21 protein-coding genes are annotated in these 24,804 nt (G+C 73.1%); 17 read left to right on the plus strand and 4 right to left on the minus strand.

What is annotated here, in order from left to right; genetic code table 11:
* Positions 1-3 precede the first annotated feature (3 nt).
* The 9 genes from DN051_RS10700 (at position 4) to DN051_RS10740 (ending at position 10,044) form a co-directional block, all read left to right on the plus strand.
* Complete coding sequence (locus tag DN051_RS10700) at positions 4-1,458, plus strand: SulP family inorganic anion transporter (RefSeq protein WP_420709154.1); 1,455 nt, start codon at positions 4-6, stop codon at positions 1,456-1,458.
* Between the two features lie 114 nt (positions 1,459-1,572).
* On the plus strand, positions 1,573-2,394 hold the full coding sequence (locus DN051_RS10705; RefSeq protein WP_053758380.1) for a slipin family protein: 822 nt from the start codon (positions 1,573-1,575) through the stop codon (positions 2,392-2,394).
* 48 nt (positions 2,395-2,442) lie between these two features.
* The gene (locus DN051_RS10710) at positions 2,443-3,819 is read left to right on the plus strand and encodes an alkaline phosphatase PhoX (RefSeq protein ID WP_112438597.1); all 1,377 of its coding nucleotides are present in this window, start codon (positions 2,443-2,445) and stop codon (positions 3,817-3,819) included.
* A gap of 200 nt (positions 3,820-4,019) precedes the next feature.
* Positions 4,020-4,859 (plus strand): polysaccharide deacetylase family protein, encoded by an 840-nt coding sequence (locus tag DN051_RS10715; RefSeq protein WP_112438598.1) that lies wholly within the window; start codon positions 4,020-4,022, stop codon positions 4,857-4,859.
* Between the two features lie 18 nt (positions 4,860-4,877).
* A complete protein-coding gene (locus DN051_RS10720; protein WP_053758383.1) occupies positions 4,878-5,090 on the plus strand; it encodes a hypothetical protein in 213 nt (70 codons plus the stop codon).
* Positions 5,091-5,142: 52 nt separating this feature from the next.
* A complete protein-coding gene (locus DN051_RS10725) occupies positions 5,143-5,859 on the plus strand; it encodes an aminoacyl-tRNA hydrolase (RefSeq protein ID WP_053758505.1) in 717 nt (238 codons plus the stop codon).
* 243 nt (positions 5,860-6,102) lie between these two features.
* Positions 6,103-7,401 (plus strand): MbnB/TglH/ChrH family RiPP precursor modification enzyme, encoded by a 1,299-nt coding sequence (locus tag DN051_RS10730; RefSeq protein ID WP_112438599.1) that lies wholly within the window; start codon positions 6,103-6,105, stop codon positions 7,399-7,401.
* Between the two features lie 96 nt (positions 7,402-7,497).
* Entirely contained in the window at positions 7,498-8,274 is a 777-nt protein-coding gene (locus tag DN051_RS10735; RefSeq protein ID WP_053758384.1) for a TIGR04222 domain-containing membrane protein, read from the plus strand.
* A gap of 132 nt (positions 8,275-8,406) precedes the next feature.
* Positions 8,407-10,044 (plus strand): alpha/beta hydrolase, encoded by a 1,638-nt coding sequence (locus tag DN051_RS10740; RefSeq protein WP_053758385.1) that lies wholly within the window; start codon positions 8,407-8,409, stop codon positions 10,042-10,044.
* Positions 10,045-10,143: 99 nt separating this feature from the next.
* Here the strand turns inward: DN051_RS10740 and hemQ are convergent, their stop codons facing one another.
* Positions 10,144-10,875 (minus strand): hydrogen peroxide-dependent heme synthase, encoded by a 732-nt coding sequence (gene hemQ, locus DN051_RS10745; protein ID WP_053758386.1) that lies wholly within the window; start codon positions 10,873-10,875, stop codon positions 10,144-10,146.
* A 4-nt stretch (positions 10,876-10,879) separates the two neighbouring features.
* Positions 10,880-12,334: a protoporphyrinogen oxidase gene (gene hemG, locus DN051_RS10750; RefSeq protein ID WP_112438600.1), complete on the minus strand. Its 1,455-nt coding sequence runs from the start codon at positions 12,332-12,334 to the stop codon at positions 10,880-10,882.
* Between the two features lie 160 nt (positions 12,335-12,494).
* On the opposite strand from hemG, the gene DN051_RS10755 reads away from it, so the two are divergent.
* The gene (locus DN051_RS10755; protein WP_053758388.1) at positions 12,495-13,490 is read left to right on the plus strand and encodes a DUF4349 domain-containing protein; all 996 of its coding nucleotides are present in this window, start codon (positions 12,495-12,497) and stop codon (positions 13,488-13,490) included.
* Between the two features lie 28 nt (positions 13,491-13,518).
* Positions 13,519-14,922 (plus strand): FAD-dependent oxidoreductase, encoded by a 1,404-nt coding sequence (locus DN051_RS10760; RefSeq protein WP_162624903.1) that lies wholly within the window; start codon positions 13,519-13,521, stop codon positions 14,920-14,922.
* An 83-nt stretch (positions 14,923-15,005) separates the two neighbouring features.
* Here the strand turns inward: DN051_RS10760 and DN051_RS10765 are convergent, their stop codons facing one another.
* Positions 15,006-15,338: a hypothetical protein gene (locus DN051_RS10765; RefSeq protein WP_053758389.1), complete on the minus strand. Its 333-nt coding sequence runs from the start codon at positions 15,336-15,338 to the stop codon at positions 15,006-15,008.
* A 123-nt stretch (positions 15,339-15,461) separates the two neighbouring features.
* On the opposite strand from DN051_RS10765, the gene DN051_RS10770 reads away from it, so the two are divergent.
* Positions 15,462-16,286, plus strand: coding sequence for a rhomboid family intramembrane serine protease (locus tag DN051_RS10770; protein ID WP_053758390.1), 825 nt, complete (start codon positions 15,462-15,464; stop codon positions 16,284-16,286).
* Between the two features lies 1 nt (position 16,287).
* On the opposite strand, the gene hemE is transcribed toward DN051_RS10770, so the two are convergent.
* The gene (gene hemE, locus DN051_RS10775; protein ID WP_053758391.1) at positions 16,288-17,355 is read right to left on the minus strand and encodes a uroporphyrinogen decarboxylase; all 1,068 of its coding nucleotides are present in this window, start codon (positions 17,353-17,355) and stop codon (positions 16,288-16,290) included.
* A 184-nt stretch (positions 17,356-17,539) separates the two neighbouring features.
* On the opposite strand from hemE, the gene DN051_RS10780 reads away from it, so the two are divergent.
* The 5 genes from DN051_RS10780 (at position 17,540) to DN051_RS10800 (ending at position 24,724) form a co-directional block, all read left to right on the plus strand.
* Positions 17,540-18,208: a DUF3000 domain-containing protein gene (locus DN051_RS10780; protein ID WP_079000744.1), complete on the plus strand. Its 669-nt coding sequence runs from the start codon at positions 17,540-17,542 to the stop codon at positions 18,206-18,208.
* Between the two features lie 510 nt (positions 18,209-18,718).
* Positions 18,719-19,381 carry a helix-turn-helix transcriptional regulator gene (locus tag DN051_RS10785; RefSeq protein WP_053758393.1) on the plus strand — a complete coding sequence of 221 codons (663 nt, stop codon included), beginning with the start codon at positions 18,719-18,721 and terminating at the stop codon, positions 19,379-19,381.
* 211 nt (positions 19,382-19,592) lie between these two features.
* Positions 19,593-20,906 (plus strand): ribonuclease D, encoded by a 1,314-nt coding sequence (locus DN051_RS10790; protein ID WP_079000746.1) that lies wholly within the window; start codon positions 19,593-19,595, stop codon positions 20,904-20,906.
* 474 nt (positions 20,907-21,380) lie between these two features.
* Positions 21,381-22,598, plus strand: coding sequence for a thiolase family protein (locus tag DN051_RS10795; protein ID WP_112438601.1), 1,218 nt, complete (start codon positions 21,381-21,383; stop codon positions 22,596-22,598).
* Positions 22,595-24,724 carry a 3-hydroxyacyl-CoA dehydrogenase NAD-binding domain-containing protein gene (locus tag DN051_RS10800; RefSeq protein ID WP_053758396.1) on the plus strand — a complete coding sequence of 710 codons (2,130 nt, stop codon included), beginning with the start codon at positions 22,595-22,597 and terminating at the stop codon, positions 24,722-24,724. Before DN051_RS10795 ends, DN051_RS10800 begins: the two co-directional genes overlap by 4 nt.
* Positions 24,725-24,804 lie beyond the last annotated feature (80 nt).

Here is a 24,804-nt window from a genome sequence, read left to right on the forward strand (position 1 = left end):
GACGTGACCAAGTATCCGTATCTCAAGCAGGATCTGGCCGCCTCCCTCGTCGTCTTCCTGGTCGCGCTGCCGCTGTGCGTCGGTGTGGCCGTCGCCTCCGGCGTCCCGGCCGAACTGGGCCTGGTCACCGGCATCGTGGGCGGTCTCGTCACCGGTCTGCTGCCCGGCAGCAGCCTCCAGGTGTCGGGACCGGCCGCGGGGCTCACCGTGCTGGTCTTCGAGGCGGTCCGCGAGTTCGGGCTGCCGACGCTCGGCGCGATCGTGCTGGCCGCCGGAGTGCTCCAGCTCGCCATGGGCGCCCTGAGACTGGGCCGCTACTTCCGGGCCATCTCCGTCTCGGTCGTCGAGGGCATGCTGGCCGGTATCGGACTCGTGATCATCGCGGGCCAGGTGTACGCGGCGGCCGGCCTCCGGGCCCCGGCCTCCGGGGTCGACAAGATCGTGGGCGTGCCCGGTGCCCTGGCCGGGGCCGTGACCAGCCCCACGACCCTGACCTCGGTCTCGGTGGGCGTCGGCACCATAGCCGTGCTCGTCCTGTGGCGGCGGCTGCCCGAGCGGGTTCGGGTGGTGCCCGGCGCGCTCGCGGCGGTGGCCCTGGCCACGCTCGTCACCTGGGCGTTCCATCTGCCGGTGGCCACCGTGCATGTGCAGGGACTGCTCGACGCCGTCCACGTGCCCGGGGCCGACGCGTTCGGCGCGCTGGTGAGCCCGGCCGCGCTCGGCACGGTGGTCGCCTTCGCCCTGATCGCCTCCGCCGAGTCGCTGTTCAGCGCGGCGGCGGTCGACCGGCTGCACGACGGTGAGCGCACCCGGTACGACAAGGAACTGATGGCGCAGGGCGCGGGCAACACGGTGTCCGGCGCGCTGGGCGCCCTGCCGATGACCGCGGTCATCGTGCGCAGCTCGGCCAACGTCCAGGCGGGCGCGCGGACCAAGGCGTCCCGGGTCCTGCACGGCGTGTGGCTGCTGCTGTTCGCCGCGCTGCTGCCGGCCGCCCTGGAGCTCATCCCGCTGCCCGCGCTGGCCGGCGTCCTCGTCCACGCGGGCTGGAAGCTGATCCCGTTCCGGCAGGTCGTGTCCCTGTGGCGGGACCAGCGCGGCGAGGCACTGGTGCTCGTCGTCACCGCGGTGGCCATCGTCGTGGTGAACATGTTCGAGGGCGTTCTGCTCGGTCTGGCCCTGTCGGTGGTCAAGACCGCCTGGGAGGCCTCGCACATCAAACTCGAGGTCATGGACAAAGGCGCGGGACCGATCCGGGCCTACCTCTCCGGCAACGCGACCTTCCTGCGGCTGCCGAAAATACTGGACAGCCTGGAGGCGCTGCCCAAGGACCGGCCCATCGAGCTGGACCTGTCCGGTCTCCACCATCTCGACCACGCCTGCCGCACGGCGCTGGAGACCTGGGTCGAACGGCACAGCGCGACCGGTGTCGATCCGGTGAGGATCACCGCACCCTGACCGCCGCCCGGCGTCGGGTCCGGGGGCCGGCAATGGCCCGGGACCCGGCGCCGGGCATATCGTTGGACGTGTAGGTTTTCAGGATTTTGGTCTCCTCGGGGCGAGGGGGTCGTCATGGTCGAAGATCTCCTGGTGGCGGTCGCGACGGTCGGTGCCGCGGGCGTGGTGTACCTGGCCGCGGCGGCGCGAGTGGTCAAGCAGTACGAACGCGGCGTGGTCCTGCGCCTCGGGCGGCTCAGAGGAGAGGTGCGCCAGCCCGGCTTCACGCTGGTGATCCCGTTCGCGGACCGGCTGCACAAGGTCAACATGCAGATCGTGACGATGCCGGTGCCCGCCCAGGAGGGCATCACCCGCGACAACGTCACCGTGCGTGTCGACGCGGTGGTGTACTTCCGGGTGGTCGACGCGGCGAGCGCCCTCATCACCGTCGAGGACTACAAGTTCGCGGTGTCGCAGATGGCGCAGACCTCGCTGCGGTCGATCATCGGCAAGAGCGATCTGGACGATCTGCTGTCCAACCGCGAAAAGCTCAACCAGGGCCTGGAGCTGATGATCGACAGCCCGGCCGTCGGCTGGGGCGTCCAGGTCGACCGGGTCGAGATCAAGGACGTGTCGCTGCCGGAGACGATGAAGCGCTCCATGGCGCGGCAGGCCGAGGCGGACCGTGAGCGCCGGGCCCGGGTCATCAACGCGGACGCCGAGCTCCAGGCGTCCCGCAAGCTTGCCGAGGCGGCGAAGGAGATGTCCGACACGCCCGCCGCGCTGCAACTGCGGCTGCTCCAGACGGTCGTGGCGGTCGCCGCCGAGAAGAACTCGACGCTCGTGCTGCCCTTCCCGGTGGAGTTGCTGCGTTTCCTGGAGGGCCGCACCCCGGACACACCCGTGGAACGTGGGACACCTGCTCCGCGCGTGGTTCCCGGGACGGACGACACCTGATAGACACGGCCGGGTCACAGTCCTGTCCGCCAGCAGGAAGGTTTCCCCATGTCCGTGACCCGTCGTCACGCACTCGTCCGCGGCGGTGCCCTGGGAGTGGGCATCGCATTCTCCGGCGCCCTGTCCGAACTCTTCGCGGGGACGGCCGCCGCCCAGCAGCTCGGCCACTCCGGCTACGGCCCCCTCCGACCCGACCCGAACGGCCTGCTCGACCTGCCGGAGGGCTTCCGCTACCGGGTGCTCTCCCGCGAGGGCGACCCGCTGCGCTCCGGTGAGGGCCCCGTCCCGTCCAACCACGACGGGATGGCCGCGCTGGCCGGCCGTCGCGGCAAGGCACGCGTCGTCCATCTCGTCCGCAACCACGAGAACCGCGCCAACGGCAGAATCGGCGTCCCGACGGTGGAGGGCCTCACCTACGACCCGGCCGGCAAGGGCGGCTGTACGGCCCTGACGCTGGACTCGCGGGGCGCCGTGCTGTCCGAGCGGGTCGGCATCGCCGGTACCGCCGTCAACTGCGCGGGCGGCCCCACGCCCTGGCACACCTGGCTGACCTGCGAGGAGACCGAGGACAAGGCCGGGACCAGCGGCTACACCAAGGACCACGGCTTCATCTTCGAGGTGGATCCGGCCGATCCGCACCGTACCGGCGCGGTCCCGCTGACCGCGATGGGCCGCTTCCAGCACGAGGCGGTCGCGGTCGACCCGCGCACCGGCATCGTGTACGAGACGGAGGACGCCTTCGTACAGCCCTTCGGCCTCTTCTACCGCTTCCTGCCGAGGAAGCCGCTCGGCGGCACCGGCTCCCTGCGGGCCGGCGGCCGCCTCCAGGCGATGCGCGTGCCCGGCCTGCCCGACCTGTCCTCGGTCCAGGAGCCGGGGGCGTGCTTCGACGGCGTGGAGTGGGTGGACGTGCCGGACCCGCTCGCCGCCGAAACACCGGTCCGCCTCCAGGACTTCGGCCGCAAGGGCGTCACCCGCGCGCAGAAGCTGGAGGGCTGCTACTGGGGCGACCGGTGCGTGTACTTCGTGTCGTCGTTCGCCCGCAGCGCGGAGGGTTCGGCGGGCGACCACTTCGGGCAGATCTGGCGCTACGACCCGCGCGACCGGAGCCTGACACTGGTCGTCGTCTTCGGCCCCGACACCGATGTGCAGCTCCCCGGCGAGTCGCCGGACAACATCTGCCTGGCCCCCAGCGGCGGACTGATGGTCTGCGAGGACGGCAACGGCGCCCAGCACGTCTACGGCGTCACCCGCGGGGGCGAGGTGTACACGCTGGCCCGCAACCGCCAGAACATCGGCACGCCCGAGGAACCGGAGTGGGGGGAGTTCGCCGGTGTCGCCTTCTCCCCGGACGGCGCGACGATGTACGTCAACTGCTACGCGCCGGGGACGACGTTCGCGGTGACCGGGCCGTGGCGTAGGTAGCCCGCCGAGTCCGGGGCCCCGGCTTCGGGGCCCCGGACGCACCGGGCGGCGGGCGGGGGCGCACCGCTGCTCCGGTGGGTCGCAGGACGTCCGGGTGCCGGGGCTCCGGAAGGCACGGGTGGGTCCGGGCGGGTGAGACAGGGCGGGCACCGCCGGGCGAAATACCCTGTTTATACTTTTTTCTGTTTTACGTTCGTCCGGTGATCCTTCCCGTACGACGCCTCACCGCCGGGTGCCTGCTCGGGGTCGCCCTCGCCGCCTGCGGCACCGCCGAAGCCCCGCAGCCCCGTCCGCGCCCGCCGGCCCCGGCGCCGCCCGCGGTGCCGGTGCCCACCCTCGCCGCGGGCCCCGAAGGTCTCACCCCCGTCTTCACCAACGGCCCGCGCACCCTGGGCAGGGCGGTCGCGCTCACCTTCGACGCCGACATGACCGCCGACCAGGGCCCCCGGGCGGCGGCGGGCGAACACTTCGACAACCCCGCACTGATCGCGACACTGCGCGAACTGAAGGTCCCGGCCACCGTGTTCATGACGGGGCGCTGGGCGGAGGAGTACCCGGCGCAGGCCCGCGGCATCGGCCGGGACCCGCTGTTCGAGGTCGCCAACCACTCCTACAGCCACTACGCCTTCACACCCGACTGCTACGGACTGCCCACCCTCGGCGAGGACCGGATGCGGGAGGACGTGGAGCGGGCGTTCACCGCCCTGCGCCGGGCCGGCGTACCGAACGCGAAGCCGTACTTCCGCTTCCCCGGCGGCTGCTACGACCGGAAGGCGCTGCGCACCCTCGGCGCCACGGGTGTGACCGCGGTGCAGTGGGACGTGGTGGGCGGGGACGCGTTCGCGACGGACGCCGACGCGGTGGCGCGGGACGTGCTGGACGGCGTACGGCCGGGATCGGTCGTCGTGCTGCACTGCACACGCAGCGCGGCCCCGGCGACCGAGAGCGCCGTCCGCACGGTCGTCCCCGAGCTGCGCCGCCAGGGCTACCGCTTCGTGAAGGTCTCCGAGCTGATCGGGGCCGCGGCCGGACGGACGTGACCCGCATACGCTGGAGGTATGAGCGAGAACCACGACTACTGCGCGAGCGACGCGACCGGGCTGCCCGGTGTGTCGTCCGACACCCTCCGGGCGGCGGCGGACGACGGCACACCCCGTGCCGAGTGCGTGCTGTGCCGGAAGCCCACGGAGTACCCGGAGTCCGCCAAGGGGATCACCCTCTGCCCGGTCTGCGAGTGGCAGGAGGCCCAGCGCACGACCTGCTCGGGGTGAGCGGGCGCGCGGGACACGGCCGCCCGATCGCCCGCGCCGCGGGCTTGGCAGACTGGACGGCGTGAGTGAGGAAACGACTGACAGTCCCTTCCGGTCCGAGGCGGGGGCACGCGACACGGCTCCCCAGTACGTGCTGCCGCTCGTCGTACGGATCGAGCGGAGCGCGCCTCCGGGGCGGACCGACGCGCTGGAGACGGCCGCCCGCGCCGTGCTGGTGCTGCTGAGCGATCCGCGGGCGCTGGGTGAGGGCGAGTGGGCGCGGGCCGTGCGGGACTGGCAGGACGCGCGGATCCGCAAGGTGGTGCGGCGGGCGCGGGGCGCCGAGTGGCGGCGGGCCGAGGCGCTGCCCGGGATCACGGTGACGGGCAAGGCGGCGGAGGTGCGGGTGTTCCCGCCCGTTCCGCTGGACGGCTGGCCCAAGGACCTGGCCCGCCTCCAGGTCTCCGGCACCGACCTGGACGACCCGGAGCCGCCGGTCGAGGCGGCCGGGGGCACGCCGGTGCTCTGGCTGAACCCGGAGTTGGAGATGTCGGCCGGCAAGGCGATGGCCCAGGCCGGTCACGCGGCGCAGCTCGCCTGGTGGGAGCTGTCCGACGAGGACCGTGCCGCCTGGCGCGACGCGGGCTTCCCGCTGTCGGTGCGGGTCGCGGACCCGGCTTCCTGGCGTGACCTCACGTCGATCGGGCTGCCGCTGGTCCGGGACGCGGGCTTCACGGAGATCGCGCCCGGCTCGTGCACGGTGGTCGCCGACCATCCGGCGCTGCGCTGAGCAATTTCCGGCCGACGTTCCTGGCCGGATCTGAACTCCTCGGGCCCGCCGTCCGTACCTCCTGACGGCGGCCGCGCCAACCTCAAATGTTGCTCTGAAGGTGCGCGCCCGGGGGTTGGGGCGCCCGGGCCGGGGCGATACCCCCCTCACGCCGGAGCGGCGGACCGTCGAAGGAGACGAGACAGCGGATCCAGGTGCAGCCGGGCGGGGACCGTGCGCGAGCGGGACATGGCGGAGGGGACGATGGAGCGACTGGGTACCGGAATCGGGTGGCGGCCGGAGATCGCGGACGCCGTGGAGGCCATGCCGGGCATCGACTGGGTCGAGGCCGTCGCCGAGAACGTCTGCCCCGGCCACCTCCCCGACTCGCTGGCGCGGCTGCGCGAACGCGGGGTGAGCGTCGTCCCGCACGGTGTCTCCCTCGGCCTCGGCGGCGCCGAACGGCCCGACGCCGGGCGTCTTGCGGCGCTCGCGGAGCGGGCCGTGGCGCTGGACGCGCCGCTGGTGACCGAGCACATCGCGTTCGTGCGGGCGGGCGGCGCCCTGACCGCGTCGCCGCCGCTGGAGGCGGGGCACCTGCTGCCCGTGCCGCGCACCCGGGACGCCCTCGACGTGCTGTGCGAGAACGTGCGCATCGCGCAGGACGCGCTGCCCGTACCGCTCGCCGTGGAGAACATCGCGGCGCTGATCTCCTGGCCCGGCGAGGAGATGACCGAGGGGCAGTTCCTGTACGAGCTGGCCGACCGCACCGGCGTACGTCTGCTGATCGACGTGGCGAACCTGCACACCAACCACGTCAACCGCGGCGAGGATCCCGCCGAGGCGCTCGCCGAGATCCCGCTCGAGGCGCTCGCCTACGTCCATGTGGCGGGCGGCTTCGAGCGCGACGGCGTCTGGCACGACAGCCACGCCCACCCGGTGCCGCGGCCGGTCCTCGACATCCTGACCGACCTGGCGTCCCGGACGTCACCCGCCGGTGTCCTGCTGGAGCGCGACGAGAACTTCCCCGACCCGGCGGAGCTGGAGCGGGAGTTGTCCGCGATCCGGAGCGCCGTCGAGGCGGGACGGGCCAGGGCCGGGAAGCCGGCCCGCGCGGATGTCCCGCGGACGGGCCCCGCCGCCGCGCCCGAGCCCCGTGACGCCGCCCGCCAGCGGCTCGGTCTCGCGCAAGCGGCGCTGCTGTCCGCGCTCGTCGCCGGTACGCCCGTTCCGGAGGGGTTCGACCGGGCGCGGCTGGGCGTGCAGGCGCGGGCGCTGGCCGGGAAGCGGGCGGACGTGGTGGCCAAGGTCGCACCCGAACTGCCGGAGATACTCGGCGCCGGCTACCGGCCCGCCTTCGTCGCGTACGCCCAGCGGCACCCGATGACCGGCGGCTACCGCCGCGACGCGCTGCACTTCGCCGAGCAGTCCCTGAGCGCCGGACACCCCGAGGACGCCCGTACGCGCCGGGAGTTGCGGGAATGGTGGCTGGACCGCGCGGGCACGGCCCCACGTCCCCGCTCCCGCATGGCCCGGGCCCGCCGGGCCCTGCTCCGCCGCTGACCCGGGGCCCGAGCGGAACGTCACAGAGCCGCAACTCTCCGTCCGGATGATGAACGGGGCATGGTGTTTCCCAGGCCGGTGGCATAGAAACGCGGCATGTTCTGGGTCCTCTTCCTGCTGTCCGCCTGGGTCGTCGCCGGTACGGCGTGCACCCGGCTGTGCCTGGCCGCCTACCGTTCGGCGGACGTCGACGCCACCGCGCGGCGGACACACGATCTGACGCTCTACGAGGCCGCGTTCCTGTCCGGCGGTCCCGCGCGGGTCGCCGAGCTGACCCTCGTCTCGATGGCGCGCCAGCGCCGGCTGCTCCTCGCGCACACCGGTTGGGCGACGGTCGTGGACCCGCAGGGACGCGACGACATGGAGCGGTCCGTGATAGGGGCCATCGGGCCGGAGGGCCAGTCCCGGATAGCCCCCGTGCGCGCGGCGGCGGCCGGCGCCGAAGCGGTGCGCGGGCTCGCCGACCGCCTCGTCGACGCGGGCCTCGCCGTCCCGGCCGGCGCCCGTACGACGGTCGCCTCCGGGGTGCGCCAGGTACGGGCAGCGGCCGTGGCCGTCCTCCTTCTCGGCGTGACCGCGTTGCTGATGCCCGCTCAGGACGACGCGCCCCGGCATCTGATCGCCCTCTGGTTCGCGCTGCCGCTCCTGCTCAGCCTGAGCTGCCTGGCCCTCGCCCGGATCGAGGCCCACCCGTACTCGGCCTGGGCCTCCCCCGCGGGACAGCGCCTGCTGGGCACCCTGACCCGGCACGTGGAGGAAGTCGGGGACGACCGCGCCTACCTCGCCTCGGTGGCCGTGCGCGGCGTCCACGCGATCGGTGAGCCCGAACTGCGCGCAGCGTTCGCGCACCGGGGCCAGTACCGGCGCGACTGACCCGCGCACCGCCGGATCCCGAGGGGGGCGTACGGGCGCATTGGCGCCGACACCGGCCGCTCGGTGCTTGCCTTCCCCGACAACCGACCGAAACATCCCTTTTGTCGCTGCCGCGCTTCGAAGGGATACGCGATGAGAGCTGCCGTCCTCCACACGGCCGCCGGTTGTCTGCTGCTCACCACCCTCGCCGCCGCCCCGGCCCGGGGCGCGTCCGCCCCGGAGTCGGCGCAGACCCGCGGCACCGCCCTGGCCGCCGCCCGCGCCGGGGCCGAGGGCATCTCCTTCGGCCGGTGCGCCGACGCCCACGACGCCGCGGGCGGCCTGGAGTGCGGCACGCTCACCGTCCCGCTCGACTACGCCCGGCCCGACGGCCGGCAGATCGAACTCACCGTCAGCAGGGCGCGGGCCACCCAGCGGGACCCGCTCGACAGCAAGCGCACGGTGCCGCGCCAGGGCGCCCTGGTCTACAACCCGGGCGGTCCGGGCGAGTCCGGCCTGCACTTCCCGCTGGTCGGCCGGCTGCCGGAGTGGAAGCGCCTCGCGGGCGCGTACGACCTGGTCGGTTACGCCCCCCGCGGTGTGGGCCGCTCCGCCCCTCTGTCGTGCCAGGACCCCGGGCAGCACTTCACGGGTCCCACGCAGTCCCCGGAGCACCCCTCGGAGTCGTACAAGCGGGAGCGCATCGCACGGGCGAAGGCCTACGCCCGCGGCTGCGCCGACCGGGCCGGCGCCGCCCTGAAGCACTATCACTCCCTCAACAACGCCCGCGACCTGGACGTCCTGCGCGCGGCGCTCGGCGAGAAGAAGCTGACGTTCATGGGGGCGTCGTACGGCACCTACTTCGGCGCGCTGTACGCGACGCTGTTCCCCTCCCACGTACGCCGGATGGTGTTCGACTCCGCGGTGAACCCGGACCCGGCGCAGATCTGGTACCGCAACAACCTCGCCCAGTCGGCCGCGTTCGAGGGCCGCTGGTCGGACCTGAAGGAGTGGATCGCCAAGCACCACTCCGTGTACGGGCTCGGCACCACCGCGGAGCGGGTGCAGCGCGGTTACGACACGGCGCGGGACCGGCTCGCCGCCGCACCGGCGGGCGGCCGGGTCGGACCGGGCCAGTTGCAGGACGTGTTCCTGGAGGCCGGGTACCACGACGACTTCTGGCCGCAGCGCGCCGAGGCGCTGTCGGCGTATCTGAAGGGCGACCCCGAACCGCTGATCGCGCTGGCCTCGCCGCGCCCGGAGACGGCGGTGGCGGCGGAGAACACCAGGGCGGTGTACACGGCCGTCGAGTGCAACGACGCACCCTGGCCGACGGACTGGAAGGTCTGGGACCGCGACAACACCCGGCTCGCGCGCGTGGCGCCGTTCGAGACCTGGGACAACGCGTGGATGAACCTGCCGTGCGCGTACTGGCCGGCGCGGCGCCAACGGCCCCTGGACGTGCGGACCGGACCCGGGGAGCTGCCGCCGACGCTGATCCTCGCCGCCGAACGGGACGCGGCGGCCCCCTACGACGGCGCCCTCGAACTCCACCGCCGGCTGTCCGGGTCGGTCCTGGTGACCGAGCGCGACGCGGGGACGCACGGCATCGCCGGCGGCCACAACACCTGCGTCAACCGGCACATGGAGGCGTACCTGCTGGAGGGCAGTCTGTCCGGCCGCCGCGCGACCTGCGCGCCGCACGCCGAGCCGGAGCCGGCGCGGCCGGAGCCCGCCGGCCGGGCGGGCGGCGGGACCCCCGGGGCGCAAGCGGTACCGGGAGTGCGCTGACGGTGCGCGCCAGGGTCCGGCCCGGTGGACCGGGCCGGACCCTGCCGCGTTCGCGTGGAGCGGGGCGGTCCCCCGCCTCGTCCCGGTGGGCCGGCCCCGTCAGGCCAGGCCCGCCACCAGTTCGGCGACGTCCTTGCGGCGGCCGGTGTAGAACGGGACCTCCTCGCGGACGTGCATCCGGGCCTCCGAGCCGCGCAGATGACGCATGAGGTCGACGATGCGGTACAGCTCGTCGGCCTCGAAGGCGAGGATCCACTCGTAGTCGCCGAGGGAGAAGGACGCGACCGTGTTGGCGCGCACGTCCGGGTAGCCGCGGGCCATCTTGCCGTGGTCGGCGAGCATGCGGCGGCGGTCCTCGTCGGACAGCAGGTACCAGTCGTAGGAGCGCACGAAGGGGTAGACGCTGACGTAGTCGCGCGGCGTCTCGTCGGCGAGGAACGCCGGGATGTGCGAGCGGTTGAACTCGGCGGGGCGGTGCAGCGCCATGTTCGACCACACCGGCTCCAGGGCGCGACCCAGCCGGGTGCGGCGGAAGAGGTTGTACGCCTCCTGCAGCTGGTCGCTGGTCTCGGCGTGCCACCAGATCATCAGGTCGGCGTCCGCCCGCAGCCCGGAGACGTCGTAGGTGCCGCGGACGGTGACGTCCTTGGCGGCGAGCTGGTCGAACAGCTCCTGGACCTCCTCGGCGTAGCCCGCGCGGTCCTCGGGCAGCGCGTCCTTGAGCCGGAACACGGACCACAGGGTGTAGCGGATGACCTCGTTGAGGTCCTTGGCCAGCTTGCCCTTGTTCGGGATCCGAGCAGGGCCGGTGGTGGGGGCGTCGTCACTCATGCCCTTATTCTCCCGCTCCGCCGTGCAGACTCTGCACCGGGTTGGCGGTGAGCTCCCGCACGGCATCGAGGTCGCCGCCGACCTGGTCGACGGCGGCGTACGCACTGGCGACGCACGCCGGGATGCCGACGCCGTCGTACACCGCGCCGCACACCGCAAGACCCGGGAGCTTGCCGACGTGCTCGCGGATGCGGGCCACGCGCGCGTGATGCCCGACGGGGTACTGGGGCAGGCCGTCGGTCCACCGGGTGACGCGGGTCTCGACGGGGGCCGCGTCCAGCCCGGTCGCCTCGCGCAGATCGGCGCGCGAGACCTCCACCAGCCCGGCGTCGTCGCGCCGGAGGATCTCCGTCTCGCCGTGCCGCCCCACGGAGGTGCGCAGCACCACCAGGTCCGGGTCCTCCTCGGCGATCCAGCCCCATTTCTGCGAGGCGAAGGTGGACGCCTTGACGGTGCGGCCGTCGACCGGCGGCACCAGGAACCCGCTGCCCTCGGGAAGCCGCGCCTCGGTCCGGCGCAGGGCGAGGGTGATCAGCGCCATCGACGCGTACTCCACGGCGGCGAGCTCCGCGGCGGCCGCGGGGGCCTCGGCACGCAGCAGCCGGGCCGCGGCGGGCGCGGGCACGGCCACGATCACGGCGTCGGCGTGCCGGACCCGGTCGGCGGCGGTGACCCGCCACCCGCCGCCCGGCTCGCGGCGCAGCTCGGTGACCGGCGCCCCGGTGACGATCTCGCCGCCGCGGGCCCGCACCGATGCCGCGACGGCGACGGGCAGACCGCCGACACCGCCCCGAAGGCCCATGAACACCGGCCCGGTCTGCGCGGCCGCGGCCGCCTCGGCCTGGATCTCGCGCACGCCCTCGGTGAGCGAGTCGTGGGTGCGGGCAGCCCGGAACAGCTGGGGGACGGCGGAACGCATCGAGATGCGGTACGCGTCGCCTGCGTACACCCCGCCGAGCAGCGGCTCCACCAGCCGGTCGACGACCTCTCGGCCGAGCCGCCGGGCCACGAACTCCCCCACGGCCACGTCGTCGCCGACCTCGGTGCGGGGCAGCTCGGCGTCGCGCTCGATACGGCGCAGCCCCTCCTCGGACAGCACCCCGGCCAGGGCGGACGCGGTGCCCGGCACACCCATGACGTGGCCCTTGGGCATGGGACGCAGGGCGCCGCGGGTCCAGATCGAAGCGGTCGAGGTGGCCGGCGGCTCCAGCCGGTCGGCCAGCCCGACCTCGCGGGCCAGGTCCACCGCCTCCGGACGGCGCGCCAGCATCGACTCGGCGCCCAGGTCGACCCGGACGCCCGCGATGTCGCCGGGCAGCAGCTTGCCGCCGACCCGCTCCGACGCCTCCAGCACGGTCACCCGCGCCCCGCGGGCCAGCAGACGGTGCGCCGCGGCCAGCCCGGCGATTCCGGCTCCGATGACGACGACCTGCCCGAAGTCCCTGGGTGCTGCGCTCATGGCTCCACCTTCTCAGACCGCGCGGACCGGCCCACCGCGCCCCCGTGGCCCCGCCGAGTCCCGACCGTGACCGCATCGGGATCCACCCGGTCCAACGTCTTGCCCCCCACCCGCGTCGAAGAACTGTCAGTCGCCACCACCCCCGGGGGGATGCACCCATATGCGCGCACCACGTTCCGCACGACGTCCGGCCCAGGCACTGGCCGGGATCCTGCTCGGCGCCGCCCTCGCCGTCACGGGCTGCTCCGCCGCCTCCGACGACGGAGGCAGCACCAGCAAGGCCGCCGACGAGGCGGCGGCCCACCGCGACGCCAAGGGCGTGCAGGAGGGCGCGCCCGGCGGCGGCCGCGCGGACGCCGCCCGGGCCACCGCGCCGCCTCGGCTCGGCACCAGCCACATCATCCACACGGTGTCCCTGTCCGTGCAGGTCAAGGATGTGCCGAAGGCCCTGGACGAGGCCCGCGCCACCACCGAGAACGCCGGCGGCTACGTGGGCAGTGAGGCCACCACACGGGGCGAGGAGGACAACGAGCACACCCGTGTGGTGCTGCGCGTGCCCGCCGACAAGTACAAGGACGTCCTCGCCGAACTGGAGGGCGCGGGCCGGCTCCTCGACCGCACCGCGAAGGCCCGGGACGTCACCGACCAGGTCGTCGACGTGGAGAGCCGCATCAGCACACAGCGCGCCAGTGTCGCCCGGATCCGCGAGCTGATGGACCGGGCCACGAAGCTGAGCGACGTGGTCCAGCTGGAGGGCGAGCTGAGCCGCCGCCAGGCCGACCTGGAGGCGCTGCTCGCCCAGCAGGCGTCCCTCAAGGACCGCACCAGCCTGGCGACGATCACGCTGTCCCTGTCCGAGCCTCCGGCGAAGAACACGGCCGGGAGTGACGACGACCCGGGCGTCATGGACGCGCTGACCGGCGGCTGGGACGCGTTCGTGGCGACGCTGCGCTGGATCGTCGTGGCCGTCGCCGCGGTGCTGCCGTTCGCCGCGCTCGCGGCACTGCTCGTCCTGCTCTGGCTGCGACTCGTACGGCCCCGGCTGTCCCGGCCGGCCGGTGTGACGGCCGCGCCCGCGCCCGCGCCGGGTCCGCTGCCGGCCGCCCGGCCCGCGCCGGAGGCGGCCGGCTCCCCGGAGCGGGGCGGGCAGGACTGAGTTCCCGCCTCGCCGTAGCGTGTTCGGCATGAGCATGAGCCGTACGAACCGTGGCGCCGGGGCGGAACGACTGGTCGTGATCGGCGGTGACGCCGCGGGAATGTCCGCGGCGTCCCGCGCCCGCCGGCTGAGAGGCCCCGACGAGCTGGAGATCGTGGTCTTCGAACGCGGCCACTTCACCTCCTACTCGGCCTGCGGCATCCCCTACTGGGTGGGCGGCGACGTCTCCGACCGGGACGAGCTGATCGCGCGCACTCCCGAGGAACACCGCTCGCGCGACATCGACCTGCGGCTTCGTTCGGAGGTCGTGGAGATCGACGTGGCGGGCCGGGGCGTACGCGTGCGTGAGGTGGATCGCGGCGCCGAGTCCTGGACGGCGTACGACCACCTCGTGATCGCCACCGGTGCCCGGCCGATCCGCCCCGCGCTGCCCGGCATCGACGCGCCCGGCGTGCACGGCGTGCAGACCCTGGACGACGGCCAGGAGCTGCTGGACACCCTCACCCGCACACAGGGCCGGCGCGCGGTGGTCGTCGGTGCGGGCTACATCGGCGTGGAGATGGCCGAGGCGCTGATCAACCGCGGCTTCCGGGTGACGGTCGTCAACCGCGGCGAGGAACCGATGTCCACCCTCGACCCGGACATGGGCCGACTGGTCCACCGGGCCATGGAGGGCATGGGCATCACCATGGTCAACGACGCCGAGGTCACCGGGCTCAGCACCGGGGTGGACGGCCGGGTGCGGGCGGTGGGCACCGCGTCCGCCGAGTACCCGGCGGACGTCGTGGTGCTCGGCATCGGGGTGCGTCCGGAGACCGGGCTGGCGAGGGCGGCGGGGCTGCCGCTCGGGCGGCACGGCGGGCTGCTCACCGATCTGTCGATGCGGGTGCGCGGACACGAGAACGTCTGGGCCGGCGGAGACTGCGTGGAGGTCCTCGACCTCGTCTCCGGCCGCGAGCGGCACATCGCGCTCGGCACCCACGCCAACAAGCACGGCCAGATCATCGGCGCGAACATCGGCGGCGGTTACGCCACCTTCCCCGGTGTCGTCGGCACGGCGGTGAGCAAGGTGTGCGACCTGGAGATCGCCCGCACGGGCCTGCGCGAGAAGGACGCCCGCCGGGCGGGCCTCCAGTTCGAGACGGTCACCATCGAGTCCACCAGCCGCGCCGGCTACTACCCCAACGCCTCCCCCATGACCGTGAAGATGCTCGCCGAGCGCAGCACCGGGCGGCTCCTCGGGGTGCAGATCGTCGGCCGCGAGGGGGCGGGCAAGCGGGTGGACGTCGCGGCGGTGGCGCTCACGGCGGGCATGACGGTGGAGCAGATGACGGCCCTGGACCTCGGGTACGCGCCGCCGTTCTCACCGGTGTGGGACCCGGTGCTGGTCGCCGCGCGGAAGGCCGCGTCGGTCGTGCACCGGACGCCGTAGCGGAGTCGCACGCCAAGGCCGTGTCGCAGGCCGGGTACGCCCGTGGTGGTGCCGTACCCCGCCGCCCTGCCCGGCCCCGGCGGCTACGCCGTGCCGTTGATCCGGTCGATCGCCTGACGCGCCTGCTCCGCCGGCGGCCGCGCCGGCAGGGACGACACCGACGACACGGACGACGAGGAGGCCTGCACGGCCGCCGGCTGAGTGCCGGCCGGCTTCGCGTGGGCGCCCGGGGAGACCGACCGCAGCCGGTGGCTCACCGCCTCGTCCAGGGTCACCGGCCGCTGCAACTGCGCCGCCAGCCGTCCGGCCTCCTGGCCGAGCCGGGCGACGTCGTCCCAGGGGAGGTGGACCACCAGCGCCAACTGCGCCTCACCGTCGGGCGTGGCCTGCATCGCGGGAGTGACTCGGTCGTTCATCGCCTGTTCCTCACCTCGTCCCGCGACGCGCCTCACCGTGCCGCGGCCGGTCGAGAAGACATACGCGGGCCCCGGCGGCGGCGTTCACCGATTCGGCGGGCGCTTCGGGGGCAGTCTTTCCTTGTGGTCATCCCCGTCCATGACGTGAACCCCGTGCGCCGTACGCCCTGGGTGACGTACGCGCTGATCGCCGCGAACGTCGTCGTGTTCCTGTCGATACCCGGCATGGCGGGTTCGGTGGCGGGCGACAGCGGCCTGGCTCAGCTGTGCCATCTCCAGGCCTTCCTGGACCAGTACGCGGTGGTGCCGCGTGAGCTGATCCACCATCAGATGCCCCGTCTGGTGCCCAACGGCGAGATCGCGGTGGGTCCGCAGGGACCGGGCTGCCTGGTCGGCCCGCCGGGCTACGACAAGTCGCCGGAACTGAGCGTCCTGACCGCGATGTTCCTGCACGGCGGCTGGCTGCACCTGCTGGGCAACATGCTCTTCCTGCTGATCTTCGGCAACAACGTCGAGGACCGCATGGGCCACGTCCGGTTCGCACTCTTCTACGGCGTCTGCGGCTACGCGGCCTCGTACGGCTTCGCGCTCCTCAACAACGAGTCGGGCGAGCCGCTGATCGGCGCCTCCGGGGCCGTCGCCGGCGTGCTCGGCGCCTACCTCGCGCTGTACCCGAAGGCGCGCGTCTGGGTGCTCGTGCCCTTCCTGATCTTCCTGCCGCTGCGCCTTCCGGCCTGGCTGGTGCTGGGCTTCTGGTTCGTGCTCCAGGCGGTGTACTCCTCCGGGGAGGGCGTCTCCGCCGCGGGCACCGTGGCGTACGCGGCACACATCGTCGGCTTCATCGCCGGCCTGCTGCTCGCCTGGCCGCTGCGGCCGGGCACACCGCCGCCCCCGGAGCCGCGCGGCCTGTTGTTCGGACGGCGGGCGCGGCCCCGGAACACCTGGTGAGTCAGCGGGCCGATCGTGTGTGGACGTAGTCCACGAGGCGGGTCAGCGCGTCCGGGTCGGTGGACGGCATCACACCGTGACCGAGGTTGAAGACATGGCCGTCCAGGTGCGCCGCCGAGTCGAGGACCTCACGGGCCTTGGTCTCGACGGCCTCCTTCGAGGCGAACAGGACCGTCGGGTCGATATTGCCCTGGAGCGCCTTGCCGGGGCCGACGCGGCGAGCGGCCTCGTCGAGGCTCACACGCCAGTCGACACCGACGACGTCTGCGCCGGCCTCGCCCATCAGGCCGAGCAGTTCGCCCGTGCCGACCCCGAAGTGGATACGCGGCACACCGTACGACTCGACCGCCCGGAAGACCTTCGACGAGGCGGGCAGCACGGAGCGCCGGTAGTCGGCCGGGGCCAGGGCGCCGGCCCAGGAGTCGAAGAGCTGGACGGCGCTCGCGCCCGCCTCGATCTGCACCTTCAGGAACGCGGCCGTGATGTCCGCGAGGCGGTCGAGCAGGTCGGCCCACAGCTCGGGGTCGCCGTACATCATCGCCTTGGCGTTCTCGTACGTGCGGGACGGGCCGCCCTCGACGAGATAGCTCGCCAGGGTGAACGGGGCGCCCGCGAAACCGATGAGCGGAGTACTGCCCAGCTCGCGGGTGAGCAGGCCGATCGCCTCGGTGACGTAGGAGACGTCCTCGGGGGTCAGATCGCGCAGTGCGGCGAGATCCTCGCGGGTGCGGATCGGGCGCTCGACCACCGGGCCGACGCCGGGCTTGATGTCGAGATCGATGCCGATGGCCTTGAGCGGGACGACGATGTCGCTGAAGAAGATCGCCGCGTCCACGCCGTGCCGGCGCACCGGCTGGAGCGTGATCTCGGTGACCAGCTCGGGCCGCATGCAGGATTCCAGCATCGGGATGCCCTCACGGACCTTGCGGTACTCGGGCAGGGAGCGCCCGGCCTGCCGCATGAACCACACGGGGGTGTGCGGCACGGGTTCACGCCTGCACGCCCGGAGGAAGGCGGAGTCGTACGTCGCTGTCGGCTGCTGGCCCGCAGGGCTTCCGTTGGCACTCACGGGGCCAATTTTCGCACGGCGCCGGGGCGGGGCCGGCAGCGGCGTTCGCGGCCCTCGGTCCTGTCCGGAAGGGCGGGCCGAACCGGCCTCGGCGGGCATCGGAGCGGCTCCGGCGGGCAGGCGCGAGCGCACAGGCGGGGTGTCTAGCCTGCGCTCGGCTCCCGTTCCGCTTAATCTTCCCCGCATGGCTGCGGCTCAGGGACGACTGTCGGACGACGCTGGCGGAATGGAAGACCCGAAGGGGGAGGACCTGCATACGGGCGAGACGGTGCCGCCGGCCTTCCGGGCCGCTGTCGACACGCTGCGGTCCGCGCGGCCGCGCCCGCAGATCGAGATCGAGCCGACCCGCGCGCCGAAGCGGCTGGCGCCTCACGCGTACGCGCTGGAGGCCACCGTCGTCGAGGGCGACGACGACCTGGCCGACGGCCGGCTGGTACTGCTGCACGACCCGGCCGGGCACGACGCCTGGCGGGGCACCTTCCGGCTGGTGACGCTGGTGCGCGCGGAGCTGGAGGCGGAGATGGCCGCCGACCCGCTGCTGCCCGAGGTGTGCTGGAGCTGGCTGACGGGAGCGTTGCAGGCACGCGGTCTGACGTACGGGGAGCCCAGCGGCACCGTCACGCGCGCGAGCTCGCACTACTTCGGCGGGCTGTCCGCGCGCCCGGCCGCCTCGCAGATCGAGATCCGCGCCTCCTGGACCCCGCGCGAGGGCCGGGACGGGGTGCCGGACACGGCGGCGCACCTGGCGTCCTGGTGCGATCTGCTCGCGCAGGTGGCGGGTCTGCCGCCGGCCGGTGCGGGCGACACGTCCGTGGTGACGCTGCCCCAGCGGCGCGACCCGCAGTCGCGCTGAGCCCTGCGGGACGGACACCGGACACCGCGGGAGGGATCCCGAGCCCCACCGGACAGGTGACGGCACGGGACTCAGGACCGCCGACGGCGCGAAGGTCCGGGACCGCAGGAACCCCGGAACTCCGGAACTCCGGAACTCCGGAACTCCGGAACTCCGGAACTCCGGAACTCCGGAACTCCGGCAGAACGATCTTGCGGGGGCGTCGGGGCGAGGGAGGGACCTCCGTCCGGGCTGTTCCTCCCTCTCCGTCGAACCCCCGCGTGGCCGATTTCCATCGAGGCTCTTTGTCGACACGGCCACTTTCGAGCGCACAGCGATGCGGATCGAAACCGTTCGATCTTCGAATGATCGATCGCGTGTCCGAATTGCCCGGATTGTTACTCACTAGATCGTGATCATTCTCTAAAGGCGGACCGGTTTGTTGCCGAAGACGACTGTGACCTTGAAAGCACGGTTCGTCCCGGCTTCACCCCCCACGAGCCGGCCCCGTCCCGCACCCCAGGAGGCCTGGTGTCCGTTCTCCTCGAGCAGCCCACAAGCCTGGTCGCCTACCGCCCGAACAAGCCGACCGCCATGGTGGTCGTGGCCGACCCCCGCGTGCGATCCACCGTCACCCGCCATCTGTGGGCGCTCGGTGTACGCGATGTCATCGAGGCCTCGTCCATCGCAGAGGCTCGTCCCCGCGTCGGCAACCCTCGTGACATCTGCGTCGCCGACGTCCACCTGCCCGACGGCTCCGGGCTCACGCTCCTGTCGGAGACCCGCGCCGCGGGCTGGCCGAACGGCCTGGCCCTGTCCGCCGCCGACGACATCGGGGCGGTCCGCAACGCCCTCGCCGGCGGAGTGAAGGGCTACGTCGTGACCGGCACCCGTACCAACGTCGGGCTCCCCACCCGGCCGGGTGCCGCTCCCATCGGCGCTGCCGCCGCACGTCTGCACCGCCGCCCCCCGGGTGCCCCGAGTCACCCGGGTGGCTACCGCGAGCTGTCCGGCCGCGAGGTCGAGGTGCTGCGGCTGGTCGCCGAGGGTCAGTCGAACAAGGCGATCGGCGTCTCGATGGGCCTGTCGGCCCTGACCGTCAAGAGCCACCTCGCCCGCATCGCCCGCAAGCTCGGCACGGGTGACCGCGCCGGCATGGTGGCCGTGGCACTGCGCACCGGCATCATCCACTGATCTCCGCCCCTTCGAGCCCCCTCCCCGCGACCCGCCGCCCCTTCACGGACGTGAACCCGACCGCCCGCCGGTTCCGGCCCCCGTCCCCTTCCCGTCGTGTTCCCGTCGCACGTCCGGTCCACCACCGGGCTGACTGATTCACGACCCTCCGGCGCCCGCCGACGGAACGTTCCGTCGGCGGGCGCCGTGCATACACGGATACCCTTGACAGGTGACCGACGCCCAAGACACCGCAGCAGACACTTCACTGCGAACCCCCGGGGGCGCCCCTCCGGACGACGGCGGAACTTCTGCAGCAGGGGCGCCCGACCCGTCACCGAGCCCGACGCCGATCCCTTTGCTGGAGCCGCGCGAGGGCATTCCGCCCGTGATCGCCGACGAGACCGCCCTCGCCGAGGTGATCGCCGCCTTCGCCGCCGGCTCCGGCCCGGTCGCCGTGGACGCCGAGCGGGCCTCCGGCTACCGCTACGGCCAGCGGGCCTACCTGGTGCAGCTGCGCCGGGAGGGCGCGGGCACCGCGCTGATCGACCCGGTGGCCTGTCCCGATCTGTCGGGGCTCGGCGAGGCGCTGTCCGGCGTCGAGTGGGTGCTGCACGCCGCCACCCAGGACCTGCCGTGCCTGCGGGAGATAGGCATGCTCCCCACGGCGCTGTTCGACACCGAGCTGGCCGGACGGCTCTGCGGGTTCCCGCGGGTCGGTCTGGGCGCCATGGTCGAGGGCGTGCTGGGCTTCGTGCTGGAGAAGGGGCACTCGGCGGTCGACTGGTCCACCCGTCCCCTCCCCGAGCCCTGGCTGCGCTACGCGGCCCTGGACGTCGAACTGCTCGTCGACCTGCGGGACGCCCTGGAGAAGGAGCTGGACCGGCAGGGCAAGCTGGAGTGGGCCCGGCAGGAGTTCGCGGCGATCGTGGCCGCACCGCCGCCGGAGCCCCGCAAGGACCCCTGGCGCCGTACGTCCGGGATGCACAAGGTGCGCCGGCGGCGGCAGCTCGCCGTGGTGCGGGAACTGTGGCAGGCCCGGGACCGGATCGCGCAGCGCCGGGACGTCTCGCCCGGCAAGGTGCTCTCGGACGCGGCCATCGTGGAGGCCGCGCTGTCCATGCCGTCCCAGGTGCACGCCCTGTCCGCGCTGAACGGGTTCGGGCACCGGGTGGGGCGGCGGCAGCTGGAGCAGTGGCAGGCCGCGGTGGACCGGGCCAGGGCGCTGCCCGAGTCGCACCTCCCGCAGCCGGGGCAGCCGGTGACCGGTCCGCCGCCGCCCAGGGCGTGGGCGGACAAGGATCCGGCAGCGGCGGCGCGGCTGTCCGCGGCGCGGGCCGGCGTCTCCGCGCTCGCCGAGCAGCTCAACCTGCCGCAGGAGAATCTGATCGCGCCGGACTCGGTCCGCCGGGTGTGCTGGGAGCCGCCGGCCGGCTCGGACGCGGACGGCGTCGCCGCGGCGCTGGCCGGATACGGCGCCAGGCCGTGGCAGGTCGAGCTGGTCACCCCGGTTCTGGTGACCGCCCTGGCCGCGAAGGTGCCGTAAAGATCGTCGTCGCCCGGCGCCCCGCGCCATGAAGGCGCGGTGGAGGAAGCGCACCGAACGCGCCACCGAAGCGGAACGGCGACGTCGACTTCACGCCAGGATCCTTCGAGGCCTGCGCCCGGACGCTTGGGCGATCCGGGGCGGGCCCCGGGGGCGGCGGTGCGGTGCGCGACCGGCGAGGGCGACGGCGGCCGTCTGCCCGGCGGCCCGCACCCGCGGCACGGCGCACACCGCGGAGACCGCCGCGACCGCCGCGACCGCCGCGACCGCCGCGACTACGACAACGAGCGCCGGCGTTTGCCGCCGCCCACGGTCCGGGACCCGGGCGGACGACGCCTCTTTCGGGATGTGACGTTCGCCGCTCCCCCCGGAGGGACTGGGCAGCTACGTTACCCACAAGTAGCATGGGTCTGAGCGCCCGCTCAGCGAAGCGCATCGCAGCAGTGCCATCCCGCACCCTGGAGGAGAGCCATCGTGCCTCGTACCGTCAGGGACGTCGTCTTCGTCGACGGCGTCCGCACCCCGTTCGGCAAGGCGGGCCCGAAGGGCATCTACCACGAGACCAGGGCCGACGACCTCGTCGTGAAGGCGATCCGGGAGCTGCTGCGCCGCAACCCGGGCCTCGACCCGAAGCAGATCGACGAGGTCGCCATCGCCGCGACCACGCAGATCGGCGACCAGGGTCTGACGCTCGGCCGTACCGCGGGCATCCTCGCGGGCCTGCCGCAGTCCGTGCCCGGCTACTCCATCGACCGCATGTGCGCGGGCGCGCTGACGGCGGTCACCACGACCGCCGGCTCCATCGCCTTCGGCGCCTACGACGCCGTCATCGCGGGCGGTGTCGAGCACATGGGCCGCCACCCGATGGGCGAGGGCGTGGACCCGAACCCGCGCTTCGTCAGCGAGAAGCTGGTCGACGAGTCCGCCCTGTTCATGGGGATGACCGCGGAGAACCTGCACGACCGCTACCCGCACATCACCAAGCTGCGCGCCGACGAGTACGCGGTGCGTTCGCAGGAGAAGGCCGCCAAGGCGTACGCCGACGGCAAGATCCAGGCCGACCTGGTGCCGATCTCGGTGCGCCGTACCGACCCGCAGGTCGGTGAGACCGGCTGGGGCCTGGTCACCGCCGACGAGCCGATGCGTCCGGGCACCACGCTGGAGAACCTGGCCGGTCTGAAGACCCCGTTCCGCGTGCACGGCCGGGTCACCGCCGGCAACGCGGCCGGTCTGAACGACGGCGCCACCGCCTCGATCATCGCGTCCGAGGACTTCGCGCGCGAGCACGGCCTGCCGGTCAAGATGCGCCTGGTCTCCTACGCCTTCGCGGGCGTCGAGCCGGAGGTCATGGGCTACGGCCCGATCCCGGCCACGGAGAAGGCCCTCGCCAAGGCCGGCCTCGGCATCGGCGACATCGGCCTGTTCGAGGTCAACGAGGCCTTCGCCGTCCAGGTCCTGGCGTTCCTGGACCACTACGGCATCGCGGACGACGACGAGCGCGTCAACCAGTACGGCGGCGCCATCGCCTTCGGCCACCCGCTGGCCTCCTCCGGCGTCCGTCTGATGACGCAGCTGGCCCGCCAGTTCGAGGAGCAGCCGGACGTCCGCTACGGCCTGACCACCATGTGCGTCGGCTTCGGCATGGGCGCGACCGTCATCTGGGAGAACCCGCACTTCGAGGGGGACAAGTGAGCACCACCGCAGAGCTGTTGAAGGGGGCGGCCCAGCTGTTCCCCGACGAGGTCGTCACGAGCGCGCACGTGCGCCACTTCGACCTGCCGTTCCAGGCCGGGCGGTTCGCCCTGATCACCCTGGACAACGGCCACGACCACACCAAGCCGACCACCTTCGGGCCGCAGTCGCTGGCGAACCTCGACGCCGCCGTCGACCAGGTCGAGAAGGAGGCCGCGGACGGCGAGATCGTCGGTGTCGGCATCACCGGCAAGCCGTTCATCTTCGCCGTCGGCGCCGATCTCAAGGGCGTCGAGCTGCTGAAGCGGCACGAGGACGCGCTCGCCATCGGCAAGGGCGGCCACGAGGTCTTCAAGCGCCTCGCGGGCCTCGCGGTGCCGACCTTCGCGTACTACAACGGCGCCGCCATGGGCGGCGGTGTCGAGGTCGGTCTGCACTGCACCTACCGGACCGTCTCCAAGTCGCTGCCGGCCTTCTCGCTGCCCGAGGTGTTCCTGGGTCTGGTCCCGGGCTGGGGCGGCTGCACGCTGCTGCCGAACCTCATCGGTGCCGACAAGGCCGTCTCGGTCGTCATCGAGAACTCGCTCAACCAGAACAAGCAGCTCAAGGGCAGCCAGGTCTTCGACCTCGGTATCGCCGACGCCCTGTTCGAGGGCGCGGACTTCCTGGAGCAGTCGCTGCTGTGGACGGCCTCCGTCCTCAAGGGCGACATCGAGGTGGAGCGTCCGGTGATCGACCGCGGCGAGGCCTGGGACCAGGCCGTCGCCAAGGGCCGCTTCATCGCCGACGGCAAGGTGCACGGCGCCGCCCCGGCCGCCTACCGTGCGCTGGACATCATCGCCGCCGCCAAGAACGGCGACCTCCAGCAGGGCTACGACGCCGAGGACAAGGCGCTCGCCGACCTGATCATGGGTGGCGAACTGCGGTCCGGCATCTACGCCTTCAACCTGGTGCAGAAGCGCGGCAAGCGCCCCGCGGGCGCCCCGGACAAGAACCTGGCGCGTCCGGTCACCAAGGTCGGCGTCGTCGGTGCCGGTCTGATGGCCTCCCAGCTCGCGCTGCTGTTCCTGCGCCGGCTGGAGGTGCCGGTCGTCCTGACCGACATCGACCAGGAGCGCGTCGACAAGGGTGTGGGCTACGTCCACGCCGAGATCGACAAGCTGCTCGGCAAGGGCCGCGTCAACCAGGACAAGGCCAACCGTCTCAAGGCGCTGGTGACCGGTGTCCTGGACAAGGCCGAGGGCTTCGCCGACGCGGACTTCATCATCGAGGCCGTGTTCGAGGAGATGGGCGTCAAGCAGCAGGTGTTCGCGGAGGTCGAGGCGGTCGCCCCGGCGCACGCGATCCTCGCCACCAACACCTCCTCGCTGTCGGTCTCGGAGATGGCCTCGAAGCTGAAGCACCCGGAGCGGGTCGTCGGCTTCCACTTCTTCAACCCGGTCGCGATCCTGCCGCTGCTGGAGATCGTCCGCGGCGAGCTGACCGACGACGCCTCGCTGGCCACCGCGTTCGGTGTGGCCAAGAAGCTGAAGAAGACGGCGGTCCTGGTGAAGGACGCCCCGGCGTTCGTCGTGAACCGCATCCTCACCCGCTTCATGGGCGAGATCCAGAACGTCATCGACGAGGGCACCCCGGTCGACGTCGCCGAGAAGGCCGTCGAGCCGCTCGGCCTGCCGATGTCCCCGCTGGTGCTCCTGGAGCTGGTCGGCCCGGCGATCGGTCTGCACGTCTCCGAGACGCTGCACCGGGCCTTCCCCGACCGCTTCACGGTCTCCCCGAACCTGAAGGCGGTCGTGGAGGCGGGCAAGCGCGGCTTCTACCTCTACGACAGCGGCAGGCCCGAACTGGACCCGGAGGTCGCCGCGCTGCTCAAGCAGGGCGACACCGTCCTGACCGAGGAGCAGGTCCGGGCGCGGGTGCTGGAAGCGGTGGCGCGGGAGATCGGGCTCATGCTCGACGAGGGCGTGGTCGCCGAGGCCCAGGACATCGACCTGTGCCTGATCACCGGCGCCGGCTGGCCCTTCCACCTGGGCGGCATCACGCCGTACCTGGACCGCGAGGGTGTCTCGGAGCGGGTGAACGGCGAGCGCTTCCTGACGCCCGGCGTGGCGAGCGTCCCGGCCTAGTCCCGGCGGAACCCCCGGTGTTCCGCGTGACGTCGGTCGCGCGGGACACCGGGGGTTCCGCGTGACGTCGGTCGCGCGGG

The sequence above is a fragment of the Streptomyces cadmiisoli genome (assembly GCF_003261055.1).
Taxonomy (GTDB): Bacteria; Actinomycetota; Actinomycetes; order Streptomycetales; family Streptomycetaceae; genus Streptomyces; species Streptomyces cadmiisoli.

Bases quoted from the DNA above. Each gene is read 5' to 3' on its own strand.
- DN051_RS10705 (WP_053758380.1), top strand. From the start codon at position 1,573: ATGGTCGAAGATCTCCTGGTGGCGGTCGCGACGGTCGGTGCCGCGGGC.
- DN051_RS10710 (WP_112438597.1), top strand. From the start codon at position 2,443: ATGTCCGTGACCCGTCGTCACGCACTCGTCCGCGGCGGTGCCCTGGGA.
- DN051_RS10720 (WP_053758383.1), top strand. From the start codon at position 4,878: ATGAGCGAGAACCACGACTACTGCGCGAGCGACGCGACCGGGCTGCCC.
- DN051_RS10730 (WP_112438599.1), top strand. From the start codon at position 6,103: ATGGAGCGACTGGGTACCGGAATCGGGTGGCGGCCGGAGATCGCGGAC.
- DN051_RS10735 (WP_053758384.1), top strand. From the start codon at position 7,498: ATGTTCTGGGTCCTCTTCCTGCTGTCCGCCTGGGTCGTCGCCGGTACG.
- DN051_RS10740 (WP_053758385.1), top strand. From the start codon at position 8,407: ATGAGAGCTGCCGTCCTCCACACGGCCGCCGGTTGTCTGCTGCTCACC.
- hemQ (WP_053758386.1), bottom strand. From the start codon at position 10,875: ATGAGTGACGACGCCCCCACCACCGGCCCTGCTCGGATCCCGAACAAG.
- hemG (WP_112438600.1), bottom strand. From the start codon at position 12,334: ATGAGCGCAGCACCCAGGGACTTCGGGCAGGTCGTCGTCATCGGAGCC.
- DN051_RS10755 (WP_053758388.1), top strand. From the start codon at position 12,495: ATGCGCGCACCACGTTCCGCACGACGTCCGGCCCAGGCACTGGCCGGG.
- DN051_RS10760 (WP_162624903.1), top strand. From the start codon at position 13,519: ATGAGCATGAGCCGTACGAACCGTGGCGCCGGGGCGGAACGACTGGTC.
- DN051_RS10765 (WP_053758389.1), bottom strand. From the start codon at position 15,338: ATGAACGACCGAGTCACTCCCGCGATGCAGGCCACGCCCGACGGTGAG.
- DN051_RS10780 (WP_079000744.1), top strand. From the start codon at position 17,540: ATGGCTGCGGCTCAGGGACGACTGTCGGACGACGCTGGCGGAATGGAA.